Raw genomic sequence first — 22,320 nt, forward strand, 5'->3', positions numbered from 1 at the left:
CCTCCGACCTCGTCTTACGGTGGAGACATGGACGCCTCCACTCCCTCCGATCCGGCTCCAACCCCGTCAGCAGCCGACGCATCCCCCGTAGGCTCCGTAGCCCCCTCTTCTGAGCCTGCCCCCTCTCCCGGGTTTGCCTCCGCTTCCGGATCTGCTCCCGCTTCTTCCGCCCTGGGCTTGCTCGACCGGCGGATCGCCGGGTGCCGTGCGTGTCCTCGGTTGGTGGAGTGGCGTGAGGAGGTGGCCCGTACGAAACGGGCGGCCTTCGCGGACTGGACGTACTGGGGGCGGCCCGTGCCCGGATTCGGTCCGTCCGACGCCCGGCTGTTGATCATCGGGCTCGCCCCGGCGGCGCACGGCGGCAACCGTACGGGCCGTATGTTCACCGGCGACCGGTCCGGCGACGTCCTCTACCAGGCGTTGTACGACGTGGGGCTCGCCTCGCAGCCCACCTCGGTCGCCGCCGACGACGGGCTGGAGCTGTACGGGGTGCGCATCACGGCGCCCGTGCACTGCGCGCCGCCGGCCAACAAGCCGACCCCGGGGGAGAGGGACATGTGCCGGCCCTGGCTGGTGCAGGAGCTCCGCTTGCTGCGGCCGACGGTGCGGTCGGTGGTGGTGCTCGGAGCTTTCGGCTGGCAGGCCGCCCTGCCCGCGTTCGCCGAGGCGGGCTGGAGCGTCCCCCGGCCGCGGCCGGCTTTCGGGCACGGGGTGCGCGTGACGCTCGACGACTTGGAGGGCGGCGGCGGTCTGGACGTCTTCGGCTGCTTCCACGTCAGCCAGCGCAACACCTTCACCGGCAGGCTCACCCCGGCGATGCTGCGGGATGTGTTGCGCACGGCCGCTGAGACTGCTGAGGCCGCCGATGCGGGAGGGACCGCCGAGCCCGCGGGCCGGTAATCCTTGCGACGGGGGCGCTGCGGGGATCGTACGGTGTCACGATGGGTCTGTATCCGGAGATCGAACCGTATGAGCACGGCATGTTGGACGTCGGGGACGGCAACCACGTGTACTGGGAGACCTGCGGGAATCCGCGGGGCAAGCCCGCGCTGATGCTGCACGGCGGTCCGGGGTCCGGGGCGACTCCGTACATGCGGCGGCTGTTCGACCCCGCCGCCTACCGGATCGTGCTGCTCGACCAGCGCGGCTGTGGCCGGTCGACGCCGCATGCGAGCGTGTACGGCACCGACATGAGCGTCAACACGACGGCGCATCTCGTGGCCGATCTCGAACTGCTGCGGCGGACTCTGGGGATCGAGCGCTGGCTGGTGTGGGGGGTGTCGTGGGGGTCGGTGCTGGCGTTGCGGTATGCGCAGACGTGTACCGCGGCGGTGAGCGAGCTGGTGCTGACCGGCGTCGCGACCGGTTCCGACGCGGAAGTGGAGCTGCTGACGCGCGGGTTGGGAAAGGTGTTTCCGGAGGCCTTCGAGCGCTTTGTGTCGGAGGTGCCGGAGGGCGCGGAGCGGGACGGCAATCTCGCGGCCGCCTACAGCAGGCTGCTCGAGTCGCCCGACGCCGGTGTGCGTGAACGGGCCGCGCGAGCATGGACGGACTGGGAGACGGCGACGATCCCGGCCCCGCCGAGGTCCGTCGAGCGGTTCGAGGACCCGGTGTTCAGGGCGGGTTTCGCCCGCACGGTCACCCACTACTGGGGCAATGGTCACTTCCTGGACGGGGAGGAGGCCGTGCTGCGCGACGCCCGTCTCCTCGACGGCGTGCCCGGCACCCTCGTGCAGGGCAGTCTCGACTTCGGGAACCTCCTGGGCATCGTCTGGCGGCTTCAGCACGCCTGGGCGGGCAGCGAGTTGATCGTCGTCGACCACGCGGGGCATGGCACGCGGGGACGGGGCATGGCCGAGACGCTGGTGGCGGCCACCGACAAATACGCCGGGCGGTAAGGCCGACGCCCGCCCGCGCGGCGACGCCGACTGGCGGAGCCGGTGGGGCCGTTGGCCGAAGGCGCGGTTGCAGGACGTGGGCTGGCCGGTGGGGCCGTCGATTGCATGCGGAGGACGTGGGCTGTCAGGGCCGAGGGCGAAGGCGGAGAGTCGGCGACTGTCTCGCCGTGGTCACGGGTGCTCCTCGGGTCCGTGTGCCTGAGGGGCGCGTCCCGCCCGGAACTCCTCCCCGCGCTCGGCCGCTTCGACCCGTTCGACGCGGTACAGGCGCAGTCGGGGCGCGGCCCGCGCGCGGGGGTCGATGCTGAGCCGGTCCGGCGGCCCCAGCAGCCGGTGCACCAGCGCACCGGTCCAACCCCGCATCCGCAGCCCGGCCAGCGATACGTACCGCCGTCCGTCCTCCTCGTACCTCGCCAAGGTTCGCTCCCCCCGCCCGCACTCGATGGTGACACTCTGTGACGACGTCTTCCATTGAAGCGCGCCCCACTGACAACGCCCCCGAGGCGGAGCGCCGCTGAGCCGTCCCGGGCCGTCCTCGCCGCCGTGGGCGGGGCGCGTCGGCCCAAGCAGGTGGCGACCCGAGCTCCCGCCACTGGTCCGCGGCACCCACAGCCGGACGCCGGATCGCCGGTTCACGTGCGGTCCGGGGTTGCGTTCATAAAGAACGCGGGATTCGGCGCACTCGTCACCTGGCTGAAACGCAACCGGCCCGATCTGTGCGTGTCGACCGCATACCGTGGACACCCAGCCACAGCTGACCGCCCCGGCCACCGTCGCCCGAAGGCGCACCCCGCCCTCGTCTCGACAGGAGCTCCGTGTCCTCGCGCCCGCATGATTCCGCTCGCGCACACTCCGTTCTGCCGCCCTGGCTCGCGCACGCCCTGCGCGCCCAGCGCGGGCCCGTCCCCTGGAACGCCGTCACCCGAGGGGCACTGGCGGCGGGGCCGCTGCTGCTGGCCGCGGTGCTCGCCGACCGCACCTCACTCGGGGTGGTCGCCGCGGTCGCCGCCATGCTGGCCGGGATCAACGACCGTCCCGGCGGCCGGCGGGTGTCCGTGAAGCGGCTCGGTGCGCCCGCGCTCGCCGGGGCGGCGGGGCTCCTGGCCGGTGTGTACGTCGGGGACCGGGTGGGCGCCGTCGCGCTGACCGCCGTCCTCACCGGCCTCGGGCTCCTGGCGGGCAGGATGAGCGCGGTCGGGCCGGTCGCCTCCGGGGCGGGGACCCAGCTGCTGGTGGGCGCGGCGATCGGGGCGGGGATGCCGGTTCCGGAGTCCGGCTGGTCCCGTGCCCTCGCCTTTCTCGCCGGAGCCGGCTGGCTGCTCGCCCTGAGGCTGGTGCTGCCCACGCCCGGCGCGATGACGGGGGACTTCCGGTTCGACGGGGAACGCGACGCGGTGGCCCGCGTGTACGACGCGGTCGCGGAGCTCATCGACGCGGCCGGCGCCGAGGACGCGCTCGCCCGCCGTGCCGCGCTCACCGCCGCCCTCGACCACGCCCAGGACGCCTTGGCGGGCCCACGGCTGCGGCGCCACGCGAGTTCCTCGGCCGAGCGCAGGCTGCACGCGCAGTACGCCGCCGCGCTGCCGCTCGCCGAGGCGGCGACGGCGCTCGCGTGGGCCGGGGAGCCCCTCTCCGAACGGTCCTCCGCCGGGCCCCGGCAGCTCGCCTCCGCCGTGCGTGAGAACGCGCCCGCCGGGCCGTTGCCCGCGCCCTCTCGGTCAGGGCCCGCCCTGCGCGCCCTGGACGACGCCCTGCTGCGGGCCGCCGACGCGTTCGATCAGGGCGGCGGGGGCGACCTGCACACGCGTCGGCGCGGCGCACGCGCACTGCTGCGTGCCGCCTTCGGGGCGGGCGGCCGCGAGTACGGGCTGCGGGTGGCGCTCTCCTTCGGGGCCAGCGCCGCCGTCGCGCAGGCCCTGTACCACTCCCAGTGGTACGGCCGGCACACCCACTGGTACTGGCTGCCCGCCACCGCCGTCTTCCTGGTCAAACCCGACCTCGGGCCGCTGGCGTCACGTGTGCTGTGCCGGGCCGCGGGGACCGTGCTGGGAGCACTGCTCTTCGCCGGCCTCGCCGCGGTGCTGCCCCGGCCCGGAGGCCTGGTGGCCCTGGTGGCGCTGTGCGGGGCGCTCATCCCCGTGTCGATCCGGCACTTCGCCGCGCAGACGGCCGTCGCCACCGTGCTCGTGCTGTCCTTGGTGATGGTGGGCGGGGAACCGCAGGCTTCCGCCGCGCGGATCGCCGAGACCCTGCTGGCCTGCGCGATCGTCCTGATCGTCGGACATCTGCCGATGCCGGGGGAGCGGGGCGGGCAGGTGCGCGCCCGGCTCGCCGCCGCCGCTGACGCCGCGCACGCCTACCTCGTGCACGTCCTCGCCGACTCCGAGGCCTCCGACGGCCCTGTGCGCCACGACGGCTCCGTGCGTGAGGACGGTTCCGTGCGTGACGTCGGTTCCGATGGGCGCGCCGCCCGCTGGACCCTGCGTCGTGAGGCCTATCGCACGCTTGCCGAGGCCCGCACGGCCAGCGCCCTGGCCGCTCACGAACTGCCCGCCGTGGCCCGGCACACGGAGGGCACCGACGAGGTGGCCGCCGTCCTCGAACGGCTCGTCGACACGACCACCGCCTGCGCCGTCCACCTCGACGACACCGGAACGCTCACCGACGAGCACCGGGAGCGGCTCGCCGAACTCCTCGACGAACTCGCGGAGGGCAGACGACGGGTGGGACTGCCCGAGCCCGCACCACAGCCGCAACCGGTCGGATGAGGGGCGACGGATGGAGGATGCCGGATGGCGGATGACGGACGAGGGGCGACGGACGACACAGACGTGGTCCGCCGCCCACACGCCCCCCTCGATCCGCACGGCACCCACCGCCCGTACCTCACGGCACCCACAGCCCGCACCGCACCCACCGCTCGCCCGGCACCGCACTCACCGCCCGCACCACGACCCCCGTCCGAACCGCTGCCCAGCCCTCGGCCCCACCGCGGCCTCACCGCACCGCTCGCCGCCTCACCGCACCGCATCCCCGCCGCACGGCCAGTCGCAACCCGGCGGGGATGTCTGGAATACGTTCCGGGACGGCGATGAGTTCCGCGCCGCCCGCAAGTCTTCCCCCGCGACGGACCGTTGCACGGAAGGGGCAGGCATGGCGTATCCGGAGCTGCCGCAGATCGTCTCGCGTGAGGAGTGGCGTGCCGCGCGGCGGGAACTGCGGGCCAAGGAGGACGCGGTGGCACGCGCGCGGGACGCCGTGAACACCGAGCGGCGGGCGCTGCCCATGGTGGAGGTCGCGGGGGAGTACGTCTTCGAGGGCGGCGACGGCAAGGCCGGGCTCCTCGACCTGTTCCGTGGCCGTAGGCAACTCGTCGTCCACCACTTCATGTTCGCGCCCGGGTGGGAGGGGGGCTGCCCGGGCTGCTCGGCCTTCCTCGACCAGGTCGGGCATCTGGCGCACCTGCACGCGCGTGACACGTCGTTCGCCGTCGTCTCCCGGGCGCCGTTCACCGCGATCCTGCCCTTCAAGGCGCGGATGGGCTGGCCGTTGCCCTGGTACTCCTCGTACGAGGACGACTTCAACGACGACTTCGAGGCGACGCTGCGGCGGGGCGGGGCACTCGTCGAGCGGGCCGGGATCAGCTGTTTCCTGCGCGACGGCGACCGTGTCTTCCACACCTACTCGACATTCGAGGACTACGAGGCGTACGAGAGCGGCGACGCGTACGGGAGCGGCGACGCATACGAGAACCGTCGGCACGCCCGGCACGGGCTCGGGGGGACGTACGGAACCGGGGGACCCGAGGAGAACGTCGAGCCGGGCGGTGAACCGGGCGGGGATGCCGGGGGGCGTGGCGCGGACCTCGAAGAACGGGACGAATACGGGAAATTCAGGATGTGCGGGGCGCGGGAGGGGGGTCTCGGTCGGCTGGGTTCGGTGGTCGGTCTGCTGGAGCTGACGGTGTCGGGGGCCGCGCCGGGCGTTCCCGTCCGGTATCACGACGAGTACGACTTCTGACACGAAGGGTGTCGGGCGCGTTCGCAAGGTGACCGGATTCTCACGCTCCGCGGTGAACCCGTGTCAACTACGTCTCAGTCCCGCAACTGGCCGAGGCGTTCCACCTCCCAAGAGCGTTAACTCCTACAAGCACCATGCTTATCGGAGGTAGGTGGCGAGATGGTGAACGGGCGAACGGTGCTCGAACGCTTTCCCGCGGGCGGGCCGCGCGGCTCGTGGCCGGCGGAGGAGTTCGCGCATGCCCGGCGCATGGAGGGGCTGGCCGCCGAGGTCGTCATGGACCTCGCCTCGGACACGTTCCTGGTGGTCGTGCGGGGCGGCGAAGCCCCGCAGTGAGCGGTCAGCCCGCCTGTGACGGGGCGGGCGACTGCACCGTGAACTGCTCGGCCTGAAGTGCGTACAGCTCGGCGTAGACACCTCCGTCGGCCAGCAGCTCCTGCGGCGTGCCGGACTCCACCAGCCGCCCCTGGTCCAGGACGTGCACCAGGTCCGCGTGCCGGACCGACGCCAGCCGGTGGGTGATCAGGACGACCGTCTGGCCGCTGTCGGCCAGGGCGCGGATCTTCTCGAAGACCTCCAGCTCGGCGCGCGCGTCCAGGGCCGCTGTCGGCTCGTCCACGATGAGGATGCGCCCGCGCCGGTAGGCCGCCCGGGCGATGCCGAGGCGCTGCCACTGGCCTCCGGACAGCTCGTGGCCGCCGCTGAAATGCCGGGCCAGCAGGGTGTCCAGGCCTCGCGGCAGGTCGGCGACCACCTCCTCGGCGCCCGCCTCGGCGATGGAGGCGGCCATCCGCTCCTCGGTGAGCGGGGCGGCGGAGCGGCCCACGGCCACGTTGACGCGGGCCGTGAACGGCCATCGTTTGAAGTCCTGCGCCACCATCGCGATGCGCTCGGCCAGCGCGTGCCGGTCCGCGTCCGCCGCGTCCACGTCGTCCCACAGGATGCGCCCCCGGTCCGGTTTGTACAGTCCGGCCAGCAGCTTCACCAGGGTCGTCTTGCCGGAGCCGTTCTCGCCGACCAGCGCGATGATGCGGCCCAGCGGCAGGGACAGCGTGACGTCGTCGAGGGCGGGGCGTGCCGACTCGCCGGGGTAGCCGAAGGAGACGTGCTCGAAGCGGACCTCGCGCGGGTCGTCGGGCAGGGCCACGCCGCCGACCGGGATCGCCCGTTCCGCCGCCTCCACGTAGAGCCGTTGCAGATCGCCCACGAACAGGGCCTCCTCGTGCAGCTGGTTGACCTCCAGGACGAGGGTGTTCAGGCTCGCCGAGCCGCCCCGGATCGCGATCACGGCCGTGCCCGCCACCGCCAGCGCCATCGTCTTGGTGAGCAGCAGTGCGCCGAGGGTGGCGTACGTCGCGAGCGTCGCCAGTCCCGTCCAGGTGGCCGCGATCAGTCCGGTGCGGGCGGCGAGCCGGGCCAGCCGGGCCTGTTCCGCCTCCGCGGTCTCCGACATCGCGCGGAAGTGCCGCAGCAGGAACGGGCCGACCCCGTGCACCCGGATCTCGGGCGCGGCCGCCGGCTCGGTGAGCAGCCCGGCGATGAGGTGCCCCGCGCGCGCGTGCTGCACCCAGGTGTGGAAGGACTCGTAGCGCCGCCGGGCGTTCGTCAGGGCACTCCAGGCGCTCGGCAGCGTCATCGTCACCAGGAGCGGCAGCAGCAGCGGATGCAGCACGGTCAGCACGCCGGCCGACGCGGCCAGCGAGATCATCGCGTTCACCACGCGCGTGCCGTGGCTGATCATGTAGCGGCTGGAACGGGCCCCGTACTGCGCGGTGTCCAGCAGCTTGTGGAAGGCGTGGTCCTCGATCGCGGCGAGCTCCACCGCGGCCGCCCGCTCCAGGTACAGCTCGGTCGCCACCCGTTCCACCTTGGGCTCCAGCCGTCCCGTGGCGTACGTCGACGCGGCCCGCAGCAGCGTTCCGGCGAGCAGAACGGCTGCCATCACGGCGAGGGCGGGGACGGCGCCGCGCAGCCGCTCGTCGATCGGGCCGCCGGTGATGAGCCGGCCCAGCACGGTGTTCACGGCGAGCAGGCTGATCGCCTGCATGACGCCCCGGGCGATCTCGGCGGACAGGACGATCCGGGCGGCCACCGGGTCGGCCTGCCGGGCCAGGCGCAGACTGGCGGTGAGCAGGGAGGGCAGCCGAGTCACCATGGCGCGGAAGTTCAGCTCCAGGAACGCGTCCGTGTGCTGGTTCCAGCCCATGTCGTAACGCAGCGGTCCGCCGAACAGCAGGTGCTCCGAGTCGGAGACGTCCCGTTCGTCGTCGGCGCCCTGACTGCCGGTGTTCTCCGCCTGCTGAGCCGCGCCCGCCTGCTGAGCCGTACGCGCTTGCTGTCCCGTGTCCGCGTGCTGAGCAGTGCCCGCCTGCGCCGTGCCCGCCTCTGGCTGTTCGCGCCCGTACTGCGGTGTCGCGTCCGCCTGGTTTTCCTGGTCCGCCTGCTCCGTCTGCCGTGCCGTGCTCTCCTGCCCCGGCCCCTGCGTCTGCCCCTGCCCCCGTCCCGGCCCCTGCCTCTTCCCCTGTCTCCGTCCCTGCCCTCGCCCCTGCTCGTGTTCCTGCGTCTGCCCCTGCCGCCGCCGTACCTGTCCCACCGTCGGCCTCCCCATCGCGATAGCCGGACGACGGCCACTATCGCGGGACGGGACCGGGTGGGGGCAGGGCGCAGGAGGGGGAAGGCGGGACGCGCGGGCGTGCGCCGGGCCGGTGCTGTCGACCGGGCCGGGCGAGCGGGGCGGGCCGGGTGCTGAGGGGGGCGGTGCCGGTCAGGCGCTGATCGGCCGCGACCAGGTGGGCGTCGCCCCGGTGAGGCGGCACAGGGTGAGATAGAGGGGGATCGGCGGGGTGTACGGGAGGGTGCCGTCCGGTCGGTGCATCAGCTCGGGGGCGCGCGAGGCGTCCGGGAGGATCGCGCCCGTGACGTACTGCGCGGGCGCGGGCCACTCCAGGGCGTAGTCGGAGTCGGACGGCACCAGCCACCACCAGTGGGTCCGGTCGGCGTAGACGCATCCCGTCCGCTGCAACCTCGGCATGAGGAGACGTCCGAGGCGGGTCGGGACGGAGACGGCGTCGCAGCCCAGGGGTGCCGTCATGCCTTCGGGCAGGGTCAGCCGGCGGACGGGTTCGGCGGCTGAGGAGGCGCCCGTCTCACGCCTCAGGCGCACGAGCGTGTCGAGGGTGAGCAGGGGTGCCCGGCGGGGCACGGTGCTCATATTCGTCCCCGCTCGCGGCCGTAGCCGAGGGGCAGGGCGCGGGCGGGGTGGCCGGGCGTCCATCCGCCGCGGCCGTCGGATCCCTGGTGGTCGGCGGTGCGGTGCCACTGCGGCGCGACGCGCGGAAGCGGTCTGTCCGCGGGCGTCGGGGCGGAGGCGTGCGGCCGGGGCACGGCCGGGTGGTGGGCGCCGCTCCCGTGCCGCTGCTCGGGGCGCTCGTTGTCGTCGTCCGAGCCGTCGACGGGGCCGGGCTTCGGGCGGGCGCCCCAGCCGAGGTCGTTGCGCGGCTCGTCCGGGTCGCCGTGCGGCTCGGACGTATCGCCTGGGAACTCGTCCAGGGTGTCGAGGAGCTCGGCGAGGCCGCCGCGGTGGGCGTCGGCAGAGTGGTGGGCGTCGACGGCGGGGGTGACGCCGAGGTCGTTGCGGGGTTCGGCGGGATCGCGCGGGGCGTCGGCCTTGCGGAGCAGATCGGCCCAGACCAGCAGGCCGAGCCCGTGCTCCTGGGCGCCCCACGCGTGACAGAGCGCCTCGACGAGCAGCAGCCCCCTGCCGTGCTCCTCCTCGGGGCGCTGCGGTGAGGGGTGGGGCTCGTCCGGCGAGCAGCCCTGGTCCCGCACGGCTATGCGGACCAGGTCGTCGCCGTCGTGCAGCTCGCAGACGACGACGTCGCTCGCGGTGTGCACGATCGCGTTGGTGACCAGCTCGGAGACGACCAGGGCGGCCGTGTCGCAGGTGTCCTCGCACACCGACCAGCCCGTCAGCCGGGCCCTCGTCAGGCGTCTGGCCTGGGCGGGGGAACCCGGATGGGCGGCCAGTTCGAATCGGAACCGGCGCTCGGCAGCGGCCTGGTCGGGGCCTGCTCCCGCGCTGGCACCGAGACCCTGGGGGCGGCCTGCGGCGGCGTCTGTTCCTAAGGGCGCGGACGGAATCACGCTTGCCACTATCGCCCCGCCATGAACACTTGGCAAGTGTCACTCTGAAAATTGCAGAGTGCTGTGTGACGCGGTCGAGGGCCGTGGCACACTGCTCGCAACAGCACGTTGAACGGCGCCTGTCGGGATCAACGGAGATCCGTGCACATTCGCACGGATCGTCCGATCGGTCCTCGACGGGCGCCGTAGGGCTGTCGGGATTCTTTTCGTGACCGGCCGGATCGGGGCCCGTGAGGCCCGGGCGCGCGGCCGGCCGGGCTCTTTCGTGGAGGTGGAGCGTGAGCGAACCGCGGTCCGCGCCGACGGTCGGACAGGTCGTCCTCGGTCGGCGTCTGCTGGACCTGCGGGAACGCGCCGGGCTCAAGCGCGAGGAGGCCGCCCGCATCCTGCGTGTCGCGCCCGCCACGGTCCGCCGCATGGAGATGGCCGAGGTCAGCCTCAAGATCCCCTACCTCCAGCTGCTGCTGAAGGCCTACGGGATCACCGACGAGGAGGCCGAAGGCTTCGTCCAGCTCGCGGAGGAGGCCAACAGGCCCGGCTGGTGGCAGCGGTTCCACGACGTCCTGCCCGGCTGGTTCTCCATGCACGTCAGCCTTGAGGGCGCGGCGGCCCTCATCCGCCAGTACGAGCCCCACTTCGTCCCCGGCCTGCTCCAGACCGAGGACTACGCGCGCGGTGTGCTCCGCTCCGGCGCCATCGGCCAGACCAGGCCGGAGGACATCGAGCGCCTGGTCGACCTGCGCATGCAGCGCCAGGGGCTGCTCACCCGCGAGGACGCGCCCAGGCTGTGGGTCGTGATGGACGAGACCGTTCTGCGCCGCCCGGTCGGCGCCCCGGAGGTGATGCGCGGGCAGATCGACAAACTGCTCGAGGCCGCGAAGCTGCCCAATGTCACGCTGCAGGTCGCCCCGTTCGCCAACGGGCCGCATCCGGGCACGTACGGGCCCTTCGTGCTGTTCCGATTCGCCATGCCGGAGCTTCCGGACATGGTCTACAGCGAGTACCTGACCGGCGCCGTCTATCTCGACGCGCGCACCGAGGTGGCGACCCACCTGGAGGTCATGGACCGCATGGCGGCGCAGGCCGCTACAGCACATCGCACGAAGGAGATCCTCCGGGATGTCCGCAAGGAGTTGTGAATGGACCGCATCAAGACCCAGTCCAGGCCACGGGGCCGCGCTCAGCGGATCTACAACGGCATGCCCGCCCGGGACCTGGGCAGCGAGGGCTGGCACAAGCCGTGGAGCGGCGGCAACGGAGGGAACTGCCTGGAGGCCATGAAGCTTGCCGACGGCCGGATCGCCGTCCGCCAATCCACCGACCCCGACGGCCCCGCCCTCATCTACACGTCCGACGAGATGACCGCCTTCATCCAGGGCGCCAAGGCGGGGGAGGCGGACTTCCTGCTCTCATGAGCCGACCGTGCGGCCACGACGCCGTCCGGCCCGTTTCTCTGCATTGTTGTGCATCCCGTCTCCCCGTCCCCCCTCTCCTCCCGTCCCGCGCTCCCGTCACTCCTTCACCCGTCCCGATTGCTCTCTCCTCTCTTCTCCTCTTTTGCCTTGTCCCATTTTGTTTTCTCAGTGATGTATGTACTGCATTTCTTGATTTGGTGACGTGGCCTGACGTCCAGGTCGGTACAGACGTGATCACCCACCGTTTCAGCGGGGGCTGAGGGCTGCCCGTCTCACGCGGAGGCGGGGCCGGGGCGCACAGCGGACGACAGCACCCGGCACAGGGCGTCCAGCGCCGCGCCGTAGGCGTGCTCCGACGGTGTCGCGTAGCCCACGACGAGACCGTCGTGGGCCGCCATGTCCGTCGCCGGATGCCGGAACGCGGACAGCCCGTCCAGCGCGACGCCCTGTTCCGCGGCCGCCCCGACCACAGCTTCCTCGGTGCCGGGCGGCAGCCGCAGCACCGCGTGCAGACCGGCCGCCACGCCGGTGACCTCGACGTGCGGCGCCCGGGCGGCCAGCGCCTCGACCATCCGGTCCCGGCGCGCGCGGTAGCGCTGCCGCATACGCCGTACATGACGGTCGTACGCGCCCGACGCGATGAGGTCGGCCAGACTCAGCTGGTCCAGGACGCTCGCCCAGGCCTCCCGCTCGCCCTTGGCGGCGAGGACGCCGTCGACGCACCGCTCGGGGAGCACTATCCAGCCCAGGCGCACCGCCGGCGACAGGCTCTTGCTCACCGAACCGATGTAGATCACCCGCTCGGGATCGAGCCCCTGCACCGCGCCGACGGGCCTGCGGTCGTAACGGAACTCCCCGTCGTAGTCGTCCTCGACGAGCAGCCCGCCACGCGCGCGTGCCCAGTCGACGACGGCGGCCCGGCGCGCCGCGTGCAGAGGGCCACCGGTCGGGAACTGATGCGCCGGAGTGAGAAGGACGGCCCGTTCGCGCCCCAGACGGTCGACGCGCGCCCCGTCCTCGTCCAGCGGCAGCGGCACCGTGCGCACGCCCGCCGCAGCCAGCAGTTCGCGGTGGAACCCCAGCCCGTACGCCTCCACGGCCAGCGGACCTCGCAGCCCCGCACCACCCGGAGCGAACAGCAGACGCAGCGCGTGGGCGAAGCCCGAGCAGATCACGATGCGTCCGGGGTCGGTGCGCACGCCCCGCGCGCGGGCCAGGTATTCCGTCAGGGCCTCGCGAAGCTCCGGGCGGCCGGCGGGGTCGCCGGGGCCGAACACCTCGTTCGGCGCCTGCTGCAGAGCCCGACGGTAGGAGGCCAGCCAGGCCGCGCGCGGGAACGACGACGCGTCCGGCGTTCCTTGCAGCAGGTCGTGCCGCGGGCCACGCGCGCGCGTGGGCGCCTGGACGGGCGGGCGTTCGGCTGGGCGCAGCGGAGCGGCCCGGTCGGCGACCCGGGTGCCGGATCCCTGCCGGGCGGTCAGCCAGCCCTCCGCGACCAGTTCCGTGTACGCGTCCGCCACCGTGTTGCGGGCCACGCCGAGGTCGGCGGCGAGCGAACGGTAGGGCGGCAGCCGCGTCCCGGGAGCGAGTCGCCCACCGCGCACCGCCTCGCGCAGCGCCCGGATCAGGGCGGCGCGCCGACCGCCCGGTCCGGTCGGCTCCAAGTGCAGGTCGGCGCCGATCCGCTCCGCGGAATCGACCCATGAATCCCCCATGGAAACGCACCCTACAGGCGGTCAATCGAGCCCGTCGGCCGGCGCCGCCCGGCCGTCCGACTCCATCCGGTGCGATCCCCGTCCGACCCCCGAGTGGACGACCGCTCCGGTGGGTGTCCTAGACGCTCATCGGCCGGTCGTACGGCCCGATCGGCGACGGCAGCCGTGAACTCCCGGTCAGATGACGGTCGACGGCGGCCGCCACCGCCCGGCCCTCCGCGATCGCCCACACGATCAGCGACTGTCCGCGCGCCGCGTCGCCCGCGGCGAACACACCGGGCACGTTGGTCGCGAAGTCGCCGTCCCGCGCGATCGTGCCGCGCGGCTCCAGGGCCAGCCCGAGCTGTTCGACGAGACCGTCCTCCCGGTCGGGACCGGAGAAGCCGAGGGCGAGCAGTACGAGGTCCGCCGGAAGAGCCCGTGCGGTGCCCTCCACCGGCCGTCGCCGCGCGTCCACCTCGACCAGGTGCAGCGACCGCACGTGCCCGGTCGCGTCACCGGTGAAGCGGAGCGTGGACGCCGCGAACAACCGGGCGTCGGCGTCCGCCGCCGGCGCGGACTCCAGGTCGCGCGCCTCCTCGTGCGCCGCCGAGAGACGGTAGATCTTCGGGTACGTCGGCCAGGGATCGGCGTCCTCGTCGCGCTCCACCCCGGGCTGCGCGTAGATGTCCAGCTGGGTGACGGACGCGGCGCCCTCGCGCACCGCCGTGCCCAGACAGTCGGCCCCCGTGTCACCGCCGCCGACGATGACGACGTGCTTGCCGGCGGCGGACATCGGGGACGCCTCCAGATCGCCCGCGCACACCCGGTTGGCCAGCGGCAGATACTCCATCGCCTGCTGGATGCCGGTCAACTCCCGTCCGGGCACGTGTAGTTCGCGCCACTCGGTCGCACCGGTGGCGATGACGACGGCGTCGTGGCGCGTCCGCAGATCCCCTGCCATGACGTCCCGCCCGACGGTGGTCGACGTACGGAACTTCGTGCCCTCCGCCCGCATCTGCTCGATCCGCCGCTCCAGATGGTGCTTCTCCATCTTGAACTCGGGGATGCCGTACCGCATCAGCCCGCCTATCCGGTCGTCCTTCTCGTAGACGGCGACGGTGTGCCCGGCCCGGGTCAGCTGCTGAGCCGCGGCCAGCCCGGTGGGCCCGGAACCGATCACGGCGACCGTCTTGCCCGAGAGCCGGTCCGGCGGCCGCGGTGGCGTGAGCCCGTCGGCCCAGGCCCGGTCGGCTATCGCCGCCTCGACGTTCTTGATGGTCACGGCCGGCTGGTTGATGGCGAGCACGCATCCGGCCTCGCACGGAGCGGGACACAACCTGCCGGTGAACTCGGGGAAGTTGTTCGTCGCGTGCAGCCGGTCGCTCGCGGCCCGCCAGTCCTCCCGCGAGACGAGGTCGTTCCACTCGGGGATGAGATTGCCGAGCGGACAGGCGTCGTGGCAGAACGGAACCCCGCAGTCCATGCAGCGGTCGGCCTGCTTGCTGATCAGGGGCAGCAGCGCCCCGGGGACGTACACCTCGTCCCAGTCCCGCACCCGCTCCTCGACCGGCCGGCGGGGCCAGTCCTGGCGGGGTGTCGTCATGAATCCCTTGGGATCGGCCATGGGCGTGTTCCTCGCCTACGCGTACGACAGGCCGAGCGTCATCGGGCGGCACTCTTCCGGCCACGATACGTGCCGCCGGCCGCCCACGCAGAGGGGCGGGACAGCGCTTTCACCGAAGGTTCCGGGGCGTACCCCTCCGGTGCCGGCCGATCGGATCGAATCAGATCGGGGTCAGCGTGCGGGCGTACGCGATCAGATCGGATCGCATAAGGCCGGATCAGATCAGGGCGAGGGCGTAGACGAGCGCGGCGGCGGCCGATGCCACCGCCCGCACATGGTTCCATCCGGTCCACTCGCGCAGATACGTCGGCCAGTAGGCGACGGCCTCCGGCGCGTCCGGCGCCGGCTTCGCCAGGGCCTCGTTGCGCGGCACGTTCGCCACCACGGTCACGCCGAACGCGCCGCACAGATACAGCGCGCTGCCGAGCAGCAGGTGCGTCGTCCCGTGGGCCGGCCACAGCACGAACGTCACGACGGCGATCACCGCGCACAGGACGGCCACGCCCAGGAAGAGAACCATGAACGCCGCTCTCATGGCCGAGGAGTTGATCGCGTTCATCGCCGCCACGCCCTGAGCGGCCGGCAGCGCGGCGAGCCCGCGCATCACCAGGAGCGAGAAGGCGCAGAAGAGCCCGGCCATCAGCCCCGTCGCCAGCGCGCCCAGCATCGCGAGCACCGGATACGGTCCATCGATCATGACAACGTCAACTCCCACGGTCGAGCGGAGATCCTGCCCGGTGCGCTCCGTCGCCTCAAGTGAAATCCTGTCCGCGCTGCGTGACCATGGCCGAAACGCGCACCGGCGCACACGTGCGTCATCCGGCCCGACGGCCTCAGCCAGACGCCGCCGGCCCCGCCGGAGCAACTGAACCCGCCGGACCCGCCGAGCGCGCCGGAGCAACCGGACCCGCCGGAGCGACTGGAGCCCCCTCCCGTCCCTCCCGCCCCTCCCGCCAAGCCCGCAACCGCGCCTCCACGTCAGGCGCGATCTGCCGGCGTGCCTCGTAGCGCGGCAGCCCGCTCATCAGCAGCCCGTCGTACGCCGTGTCGAGATGACGTACGGAGGCCACGACCGCCGAGCCGACGGCGCCCTCGGTCAGCGCCCGGCCGGCGGCACTGCGTCCGACCCGACCGCTGCCTCGAAGCGAGGCGTGCGCGGCGATCCCGGCTGCCCGCTCCTGCGGGCAGCCGGGAAACAGGCGCAGGATCTCCGCCGCGAACGCCTCCGCGAACCGCGCGTCGTGCGCTGCCCGTCGTCGGGCGTCCCGGATCCGACGTCGCCGCCGCGCCTCGGCGTCCGCGAGGCACCGCTCCTCCGCCCGCCCGAGCGCGTCTTCCTCGACGAGGACGCCCTGCCGCTCGTAGCGCCCCTTGCGCCGGTTGAACCGGACCACCACCGCCGACAGCCCGCTCTCCTCACGCGCCCTGCGGGTCAGTGCCGTGTCACCGCGCGGCAGGAAGACCAGGTGGCCGAGGTCGGCGCAGTCGAGGCAGCGGGGCGCGGCGTCCTCCAGGACGAGCATCGCCAACGGTCCGCGACGGCACCCGGCGCAGAGCTTCCGCCGGAGCGGCTGGACGACGACGATCCGGCGGTGCGGCGCGGGGACGGTGGGAGCTGCGGGTGCCATACGGGCTTCATTCCCTGGCGGACACCCAGGCCACCCCGACCGACGGCCCCGGCTGTGCCCCACCGCCGAATCAACCTGCCGAAGTGCCGGAGTGCCGGAGTGCCGGATCAGCCCGCCGAACCGCCGAACCGCCGGACCAGCCCGCGTGCCGCCCCCTCCCCGACGGCCCGGTCACCGCCGCTCGTCCGCCGGCCGGGCGCGCGTTCGCCGGCCGCCGCCGCACGGCGTCCGCGGCGACGGCCGCTCCCCGCGCCCCCGGGGCCCGGCCCTGCGGCGGTCTCCGGCTGTGACGCATTCCGACCGGCGACTGACGCATCATGGGCCGTGTGCGACTCGAAGCGATCACCTGGGAACGGCTCGGCGATCTTCTCGCCGAGCGGCTGCTCGACCTGAAGCCGGACGACGGGAGCCCTTGGCCGCGCATCGCCTTCGACGGCGCCCCGGCCGCCCGCCCGGGAGATCTCGCGTCTCGTGTCGCCGAGGCGCTGCGCGCCCGTGGCCGTCCCGCACAGGTGGTGGACACGCACGGGTTCCTGCGGCCCGCTTCGCTCCGCCTGGAACACGGCCGCCAGGACGTCGAGGCCTACTACGACGGCTGGTTCGACACCGGCGCGCTGTGGCGCGAGGTCTTCAATCCCCTTGACGCTGACGGCGACGGACGCGTCCTGCCCGATCTCCGCGATCCCGTCACCGACCGCGCCACCCGTAACCCCTATGTCGTGCTGCCACGCGGCGGCTTCCTTCTGCTGCACGGTCCCTTCCTGCTGCGCCACTGGTTCCCCCTCGACCTGAGCGTCCATGTGCTGCTCTCCCCGGCCGCCCTGCGCCGGCGCACGGCGGAAGCCGATCACTGGACGCTGCCCGCCTTCGCGCGCTACGACCAGGAGACCGACCCGGCTGTCACGGCCGACGTCCTCGTGCGGGCGGACGACCCCCGCCATCCGGCCTGGAGCGGCGGCTGACAGGCTTCCCGCCCCCGCCCCCCCCGGCCCCGTCGCCCCCTCGCCCCTTCGCCCACACGCGTGTGGGTGTGACCGGATCGGCGGAGGCGGGGCCGCTCAGAGCCAGCCGTTGCGCCGGAAGCCGCGGTGCAGGACCAGGCAGGCCACGGCTATCACGCCGAGGACCAGGGGGTAACCGAATCTCCAGTGCAGTTCCGGCATGTGCTCGAAGTTCATGCCGTACACCCCGCAGACCATCGTGGGCACCGCGATGACCGCCGCCCATGCGGTGATCTTGCGCATGTCCTCGTTCTGCGCGACCGTGACCTGCGCCAGGTGCGCCTGCAGAATCGAGTTGAGCAGTTCGTCGAAGGCGGCGATCTGCTCGGTGGCTCGCAGCAGGTGGTCGGAGACGTCCCGGAAGTAGGCCTGTATCTCCGGGTCGACCACCCGGACCGGCCGGTCCGCCAGATCCAGCAGCGGCCGGCCGAGCGGCACCACCGCCCGCTTCAGCTCCAGGAGTTCCCGCTTGAGCTGGTAGATGCGCCCGGGGTCCAGCCGAGCGCCGTTCTCGGCGAATACGTCCGTCTCGACCTGGTCGATGTCCGACTGCACCGCGTCGATGACGTTGAGGTAGTCGTCGACCACATGGTCCGCGACGGCGTGCAGCACCGCCGACGGGCCCTTCTCCAACTGGGCCGTGTCCGACTCCAGCGCCTCACGCAGCGGGCCCAGCGAACCGTGCCGTCCGTGGCGCACCGTGATCACGAAGTCCCGGCCGACGAACACCATGATCTCGCCGGTGTCCACCACCTCGCTCGTCGCGGTGAGTTCCTCGTGCTCGACGTAGCAGACCGTCTTGAACACCGCGAACAGCGCCTCGCCATAACGCTCGACCTTCGGCCGCTGATGGGCTTCGACGGCGTCCTCGACGGCCAGCGGGTGCAGGTCGAAGAGGTCGGCGATGCCCGCGAACTCGTCGCTGGTCGGCTCGTGCAGGCCGAGCCAGACGAAACCGTGGCCGTTCCTGCGCGTCCGTTCCACCGTCTCGACCAGGTCACCGCCGCTCGGGGCCCGGACGCCGTCCTGATACGTCACGCAGTTCACCACGGACGACCCCAACGGGGAACGAGCGTGGTGGCTGAGGTCGACGCGCGGACGCCGTCGGGCCAGCCGTGCCACCGTGCGCAGCCCGCCGGCCTTGCCCAAGCCGGCGACCTTCCGCAGATTCCCCGCCATGGTCATCCGGGTCTCCTCGCATGATCTCCTCGCGCCGCATTCCTGCGCCTGGCGCGCCAGTCTGCCAGGCCCGGACATTCGATGCGGAGGCCTGTGGAAACGGAAGGTTCCGCTTTGTTCCCGCCAGTGGACGACGGGGGCCGAACGCCGGTGGACGACGGGGCTTCCTGCCTATGAGCAGCGGGACTTCGGCCGCCTCCGCCGCGGCGGCGACGTGATGTCGTACGCGTCACAAGAGCGGGGTTTGCGAGGCCGGGCCTCCGGCCGCGTCGACCACGGTCGGCACGCCGGACGGCTGGGATGATCGCCGCATGACGCGATCCGACCGTTACCTCCTCGACAACCGGCAGCCGGAGGCGGGGGAGCGCTTCGACGCCTTCGCCGCCCTCTTCGACCCCACCACGTTCCGCCATCTCGACGGACTGGGGATCGGCCCCGGCTGGCGCTGCTGGGAGGCGGGCGCCGGCGGCCCCTCCGTCGTGTCCTGGCTGGCGAAGAAGGTCGGTCCGACGGGCAAGGTCCTCGCGACGGACATCGACACCTCCCGCCTGCGGTCCGTCGCCCGCCCGCCGGTGGAGGTCCGCGTCCACGACGTCGGCGTCGACGAGCCGCCGATGGAGGGGCTCGACCTGGTGCACGCCCGGCTGGTCCTGGTCCATGTCCCCGACCGGGAACGCGCCCTGCGCTCCATGGTCGCGGCCCTGCGCCCCGGCGGGCGGATCCTCATCGAGGACGCCGACCCCGCCCTGCAGCCCCTGCTCTGCCCCGACGAGCACGGCCCCGAACAGCAGTTGGCGAACCGCCTGCGCCACGGCTTCCGTCAGCTTCTCGCGGGCCGGGGCGCCGACCTCTCCTACGGCCGCAGGCTCCCGCGTCTGCTCCGCGAGGCCGGCCTGGTCCGGGTCGAGGCCGACGCCTACTTCCCCGTCACCTCTCCCGCCTGTACCGCGCTGGAGTCCGCGACGGTCCGTCAGATCCGCGACGAGCTCGTCGAGGCGGGTCTCGCGACCGACGAGGAGATCGACCGGCACCTCGCGAACGTCGCCTCCGGCAGCATGGACCTCGCGACCGCACCGATGATCTCGGCCTGGGGCCGCAAGGCGTAGCGGCTCCGGTGGTCCCCCGGTGGCCCCGGTGGTCCTCTCAGTGGACGTGCGCCGACCGCGTCGTCGTCGCTGTCGTGTCCACGGAGGTGGGCGGTCTGCCGCCGACGCGTTCCACCGCCTCCGCCCCGGCCCGGCAGCCCTCGGCCGCTGCCGCCTCGGCGTCGGCGCCCGTGAGCAGCGCGGCGAGGAACGCTCCGGTGAAGGCGTCGCCGGCGCCCGTGGTGTCCGTAGGGGTCGCCGCGACGGCCGGAACACGGGCGAGGACGGCCCCGCCCCGGGCCACCAGCGCGCCGTCCGGGCCGTGCTTGGCCACCACCAGAGGGAAGTGACGGCTGAGTTCGGCCGCGGCCTGCGCGGGATCGGACAGGCCCGTCAGCAGACCGGCCTCGTCGCGGCTGGGCAGCAGCACGTCCACCCCCTCGACGAGTGCCAGGAAGCGGTCCGCGCCCAGCTCCGCCAAGAAGCCCGCCGACGCGGGATCGAGGCTCACCTGCGCACCACGCGCATGTGCCGACGCCGCCGCCGTGCGCACCAGATCCCGCCCGGTCCGCGAGAACAGCAGATAGCCCGACAGATGCAGTCGGCCGACTCCGTCGAGAAGGGCGTCCGACCAGTCGTCCGGGGCGATCCGCAGGGACGCGCCGCTGTCGGTGAGGAACGTCCGCTCGGCGGCGGCGTCCGTGTCGACAAGACAGATCACCGTCCCGGTGACCGCGTGCGGATCGACCACGAGCCGGGGCCGCACCCCGCAGGCGGTCAGCTCCCGCTCGTGCCAGGCCGCCGACTCCGCGCCCACCCGCCCGAGCAGGCGCACGTCCGGACAGCCCCGGTGCGCCGCCCAGCACGCCACATTGGCCCCCGCGCCCCCCGGCAGCGTGTGGATCAGGGAGGCCGTGTCCGTGCCGGGCGACAGCGGGCCCCGGTGCCGCGCGACGACGTCCGTCACGACGTCCCCGACGACCAGCAGCGCCCCGCCGGTCATGCCTCGGCCCACGCCGTCGCGATCCGCGCCGCCAGCCGCACGTTGCCGCGTACCGCCGCCAGGTTGGCGCTCAGGGACGCGCCGTCGGTGTGCCGGACCAGATGGTCGAGCAGGAACGGGGTGACGCCCTGGCCGGTCACGCCCGCCTCCGCGCACGTGTGCAGCGCGTCGGCGAGCACCCGCGCGTGCAGCTCCGGATCCAGCTGCTCCTCCTCGGGCACCGGGTTCGCGACGATCAGCGCCGACTCCGGCACCCCGAGCGCGTCCTGAGCGCGCATGACCTCGGCGGCCTGCCGCGGAGTCTCCAGCGTCCAGTCGACGGGATGGCCCGAGTCGGAGAGGTAGAACCCGGGGAAACGGTCCGTGCGGTACCCGGCCACGGCCACACCCAGCGTCTCCAGCCGCTGAAGGGTCGCCGGCACGTCCAGGATCGACTTGACGCCCGCGCACACGACCGTGATCCGGGTGCTCGCCAGGAGCCGCAGGTCGGCCGACTCGTCCTGGGTGAGCGTCCACTCCCGGTGCACACCGCCGAGCCCGCCCGTCGCGAACACCCGCACCCCCGCGAGCGTCGCCAGCAGGGCCGTCGCCGACACCGTGGTCGCCCCGCTCGCCCCGCAGGCCACCGCGAGCGGCAGGTCGCGGTGGCCCAGCTTGCGGAAACCGTCCTCGTTGGCGACCCGCTCCAACTGCCCCTTGTCCAGCCCCACATGGGGCCGCCCGTCCAGCACCGCGATCGTCGCCGGTACCGCGCCCTCCGCGCGTACGAGCGCCTCCAGCTCCAGCGCCACCTGAAGGTTGCGGGGGCGGGGCAGCCCGTGCGAGATGATCGTGGACTCCAGGGCCACCACGGGACGACCCGCGTCGACCGCGTCCCTTACCTCTTCCGACACCACCAGCACCACGCACCCGCCTCCTGTCCGTCGGCCTCCCCCTCATCCCTGGCGGGCGGCGCGACCGGTCAAACCCCCGCGGTCTGTGGGGGACGACACCGCCCTGGCGCGCATACGGGCCGCACGGGGTGCTCAGAACAGCGGCTCGGGCAGTACGCCCTCCAGCGCGAGCAGCTTCCGCTTGGTCTCCAGGCCCCCGCCGAACCCGCCGATGCCGCCGTCGCTCTCGACCACCCGGTGGCAGGGCACGACGACCGGCAGGGGATTGGAGCCCATCGCCACCCCCACGGCCTGCGCCGCGCCCGGCTGCCCCACGCGCCTGGCCAGATCGCCGTAGCCGACGACGGCCCCGTACGGGACCCCGGAGGCCAGCTCGCGCAGCACCTGCCCGTTGAAGCCCGAGGTCCCCGAGAGCAGCGACCAGTCCAGCGGCAGCTCGAAAGCGCGCCGCTTCCCGGCGAAGTACTCCTCGAGCTGGCGTATCGCCTCGGCCAGCAGCGGCGAGTCCGGCGCCTCGACGGGCCGCACGCCCATACGGCCCGCCAGCCGGTCGAGCGTCCTGTCACGCACCGCGTCGGTGGCGTGGAACCCGACGCAGAGCAGGCCCTCGCCGGTCGCGGCCAGCAGCAGCGGACCGATGTCGCTGCCCACGACGGTCCACACCACCTGCCGCCCGTACTGCCCATCGCTGTCCATGGGCCCACCGTACGACCCGCCACCGACAACGCCCGGGG

19 protein-coding genes and 2 pseudogenes are annotated in these 22,320 nt (G+C 73.2%); 9 read left to right on the top strand and 12 right to left on the bottom strand.

Annotation, left to right across the window (positions count from 1 at the left end):
* The first annotated feature begins 222 nt into the window (after positions 1-222).
* Complete coding sequence (locus ACGFSH_RS05175; protein WP_393345094.1) at positions 223-900, top strand: uracil-DNA glycosylase; 678 nt, start codon at positions 223-225, stop codon at positions 898-900.
* A gap of 41 nt (positions 901-941) precedes the next feature.
* Positions 942-1,898: a prolyl aminopeptidase gene (pip, locus tag ACGFSH_RS05180; RefSeq protein ID WP_393345096.1), complete on the top strand. Its 957-nt coding sequence runs from the start codon at positions 942-944 to the stop codon at positions 1,896-1,898.
* Positions 1,899-2,069: 171 nt separating this feature from the next.
* Here pip and ACGFSH_RS05185 read toward each other — a convergent pair whose 3' ends face one another.
* Positions 2,070-2,315: a hypothetical protein gene (locus ACGFSH_RS05185; protein WP_393345098.1), complete on the bottom strand. Its 246-nt coding sequence runs from the start codon at positions 2,313-2,315 to the stop codon at positions 2,070-2,072.
* Between the two features lie 398 nt (positions 2,316-2,713).
* On the opposite strand from ACGFSH_RS05185, the gene ACGFSH_RS05190 reads away from it, so the two are divergent.
* From ACGFSH_RS05190 to ACGFSH_RS05200, 3 genes and pseudogenes are all read left to right on the top strand, one after another.
* Complete coding sequence (locus tag ACGFSH_RS05190; RefSeq protein ID WP_393345100.1) at positions 2,714-4,666, top strand: FUSC family protein; 1,953 nt, start codon at positions 2,714-2,716, stop codon at positions 4,664-4,666.
* Between the two features lie 385 nt (positions 4,667-5,051).
* Positions 5,052-5,594, top strand: a pseudogene (locus ACGFSH_RS05195) (DUF899 domain-containing protein); the annotation flags it as partial.
* A gap of 483 nt (positions 5,595-6,077) precedes the next feature.
* A complete protein-coding gene (locus ACGFSH_RS05200) occupies positions 6,078-6,254 on the top strand; it encodes a hypothetical protein (RefSeq protein WP_393345102.1) in 177 nt (58 codons plus the stop codon).
* A gap of 4 nt (positions 6,255-6,258) precedes the next feature.
* Here ACGFSH_RS05200 and ACGFSH_RS05205 read toward each other — a convergent pair whose 3' ends face one another.
* From ACGFSH_RS05205 to ACGFSH_RS05215, 3 genes and pseudogenes are all read right to left on the bottom strand, one after another.
* Positions 6,259-8,124: an ABC transporter ATP-binding protein gene (locus ACGFSH_RS05205; protein WP_393345494.1), complete on the bottom strand. Its 1,866-nt coding sequence runs from the start codon at positions 8,122-8,124 to the stop codon at positions 6,259-6,261.
* 558 nt (positions 8,125-8,682) lie between these two features.
* Positions 8,683-9,129 (bottom strand): hypothetical protein, encoded by a 447-nt coding sequence (locus ACGFSH_RS05210; protein WP_393345104.1) that lies wholly within the window; start codon positions 9,127-9,129, stop codon positions 8,683-8,685.
* A 422-nt stretch (positions 9,130-9,551) separates the two neighbouring features.
* Positions 9,552-10,070 (bottom strand): annotated as a pseudogene (locus ACGFSH_RS05215) (ATP-binding protein); the annotation flags it as partial.
* 269 nt (positions 10,071-10,339) lie between these two features.
* Between ACGFSH_RS05215 and ACGFSH_RS05220 the strand changes: the two are divergent.
* Positions 10,340-11,200: a helix-turn-helix transcriptional regulator gene (locus tag ACGFSH_RS05220; RefSeq protein ID WP_329408754.1), complete on the top strand. Its 861-nt coding sequence runs from the start codon at positions 10,340-10,342 to the stop codon at positions 11,198-11,200.
* Entirely contained in the window at positions 11,201-11,476 is a 276-nt protein-coding gene (locus ACGFSH_RS05225) for a DUF397 domain-containing protein (RefSeq protein ID WP_256919290.1), read from the top strand.
* 272 nt (positions 11,477-11,748) lie between these two features.
* On the opposite strand, the gene ACGFSH_RS05230 is transcribed toward ACGFSH_RS05225, so the two are convergent.
* From ACGFSH_RS05230 to ACGFSH_RS05245, 4 genes are all read right to left on the bottom strand, one after another.
* Positions 11,749-13,191 (bottom strand): PLP-dependent aminotransferase family protein, encoded by a 1,443-nt coding sequence (locus ACGFSH_RS05230; protein WP_393345106.1) that lies wholly within the window; start codon positions 13,189-13,191, stop codon positions 11,749-11,751.
* A 118-nt stretch (positions 13,192-13,309) separates the two neighbouring features.
* The gene (locus ACGFSH_RS05235) at positions 13,310-14,797 is read right to left on the bottom strand and encodes a glutamate synthase subunit beta (RefSeq protein ID WP_393345108.1); all 1,488 of its coding nucleotides are present in this window, start codon (positions 14,795-14,797) and stop codon (positions 13,310-13,312) included.
* Positions 14,798-15,014: 217 nt separating this feature from the next.
* Complete coding sequence (locus tag ACGFSH_RS05240) at positions 15,015-15,494, bottom strand: DUF1772 domain-containing protein (RefSeq protein ID WP_393345110.1); 480 nt, start codon at positions 15,492-15,494, stop codon at positions 15,015-15,017.
* A gap of 136 nt (positions 15,495-15,630) precedes the next feature.
* Positions 15,631-16,425, bottom strand: a complete 795-nt coding sequence (locus ACGFSH_RS05245; RefSeq protein WP_393345112.1) for a DUF2293 domain-containing protein — start codon at positions 16,423-16,425, stop codon at positions 15,631-15,633.
* Positions 16,426-16,742: 317 nt separating this feature from the next.
* Between ACGFSH_RS05245 and ACGFSH_RS05250 the strand changes: the two genes are divergently transcribed.
* Complete coding sequence (locus ACGFSH_RS05250; RefSeq protein ID WP_393345114.1) at positions 16,743-17,387, top strand: uridine kinase; 645 nt, start codon at positions 16,743-16,745, stop codon at positions 17,385-17,387.
* Between the two features lie 96 nt (positions 17,388-17,483).
* Here ACGFSH_RS05250 and ACGFSH_RS05255 read toward each other — a convergent pair whose 3' ends face one another.
* A complete protein-coding gene (locus ACGFSH_RS05255; RefSeq protein WP_393345116.1) occupies positions 17,484-18,611 on the bottom strand; it encodes a magnesium and cobalt transport protein CorA in 1,128 nt (375 codons plus the stop codon).
* Positions 18,612-18,916: 305 nt separating this feature from the next.
* On the opposite strand from ACGFSH_RS05255, the gene ACGFSH_RS05260 reads away from it, so the two are divergent.
* A complete protein-coding gene (locus tag ACGFSH_RS05260) occupies positions 18,917-19,711 on the top strand; it encodes a methyltransferase (protein WP_393345118.1) in 795 nt (264 codons plus the stop codon).
* Positions 19,712-19,748: 37 nt separating this feature from the next.
* Here the strand turns inward: ACGFSH_RS05260 and ACGFSH_RS05265 are convergent, their stop codons facing one another.
* The 3 genes from ACGFSH_RS05265 to ACGFSH_RS05275 form a co-directional block, all read right to left on the bottom strand.
* Positions 19,749-20,693 carry a carbohydrate kinase family protein gene (locus tag ACGFSH_RS05265; protein ID WP_393345496.1) on the bottom strand — a complete coding sequence of 315 codons (945 nt, stop codon included), beginning with the start codon at positions 20,691-20,693 and terminating at the stop codon, positions 19,749-19,751.
* Positions 20,690-21,598 (bottom strand): pseudouridine-5'-phosphate glycosidase, encoded by a 909-nt coding sequence (locus tag ACGFSH_RS05270; RefSeq protein ID WP_393345120.1) that lies wholly within the window; start codon positions 21,596-21,598, stop codon positions 20,690-20,692. The genes ACGFSH_RS05265 and ACGFSH_RS05270 overlap by 4 nt, the downstream gene beginning before the upstream one ends.
* A 120-nt stretch (positions 21,599-21,718) precedes the next feature.
* Positions 21,719-22,282 (bottom strand): methylated-DNA--[protein]-cysteine S-methyltransferase, encoded by a 564-nt coding sequence (locus ACGFSH_RS05275; RefSeq protein ID WP_393345122.1) that lies wholly within the window; start codon positions 22,280-22,282, stop codon positions 21,719-21,721.
* Positions 22,283-22,320 lie beyond the last annotated feature (38 nt).

The organism is Streptomyces sp. NPDC048481 (assembly GCF_043200075.1).
Lineage (GTDB): Bacteria > Actinomycetota > Actinomycetes > Streptomycetales > Streptomycetaceae > Streptomyces.

Coding starts and splice junctions, on each gene's coding strand:
- pip (WP_393345096.1), top strand. CDS start 942: ATGGGTCTGTATCCGGAGATCGAACCGTATGAGCACGGCATGTTGGAC.
- ACGFSH_RS05200 (WP_393345102.1), top strand. CDS start 6,078: ATGGTGAACGGGCGAACGGTGCTCGAACGCTTTCCCGCGGGCGGGCCG.
- ACGFSH_RS05205 (WP_393345494.1), bottom strand. CDS start 8,124: ATGGGCTGGAACCAGCACACGGACGCGTTCCTGGAGCTGAACTTCCGC.
- ACGFSH_RS05210 (WP_393345104.1), bottom strand. CDS start 9,129: ATGAGCACCGTGCCCCGCCGGGCACCCCTGCTCACCCTCGACACGCTC.
- ACGFSH_RS05225 (WP_256919290.1), top strand. CDS start 11,201: ATGGACCGCATCAAGACCCAGTCCAGGCCACGGGGCCGCGCTCAGCGG.
- ACGFSH_RS05230 (WP_393345106.1), bottom strand. CDS start 13,191: ATGGGGGATTCATGGGTCGATTCCGCGGAGCGGATCGGCGCCGACCTG.
- ACGFSH_RS05235 (WP_393345108.1), bottom strand. CDS start 14,797: ATGGCCGATCCCAAGGGATTCATGACGACACCCCGCCAGGACTGGCCC.
- ACGFSH_RS05240 (WP_393345110.1), bottom strand. CDS start 15,494: ATGATCGATGGACCGTATCCGGTGCTCGCGATGCTGGGCGCGCTGGCG.
- ACGFSH_RS05245 (WP_393345112.1), bottom strand. CDS start 16,425: ATGGCACCCGCAGCTCCCACCGTCCCCGCGCCGCACCGCCGGATCGTC.
- ACGFSH_RS05250 (WP_393345114.1), top strand. CDS start 16,743: ATGGGCCGTGTGCGACTCGAAGCGATCACCTGGGAACGGCTCGGCGAT.
- ACGFSH_RS05255 (WP_393345116.1), bottom strand. CDS start 18,611: ATGACCATGGCGGGGAATCTGCGGAAGGTCGCCGGCTTGGGCAAGGCC.
- ACGFSH_RS05260 (WP_393345118.1), top strand. CDS start 18,917: ATGACGCGATCCGACCGTTACCTCCTCGACAACCGGCAGCCGGAGGCG.
- ACGFSH_RS05265 (WP_393345496.1), bottom strand. CDS start 20,693: ATGACCGGCGGGGCGCTGCTGGTCGTCGGGGACGTCGTGACGGACGTC.
- ACGFSH_RS05275 (WP_393345122.1), bottom strand. CDS start 22,282: ATGGACAGCGATGGGCAGTACGGGCGGCAGGTGGTGTGGACCGTCGTG.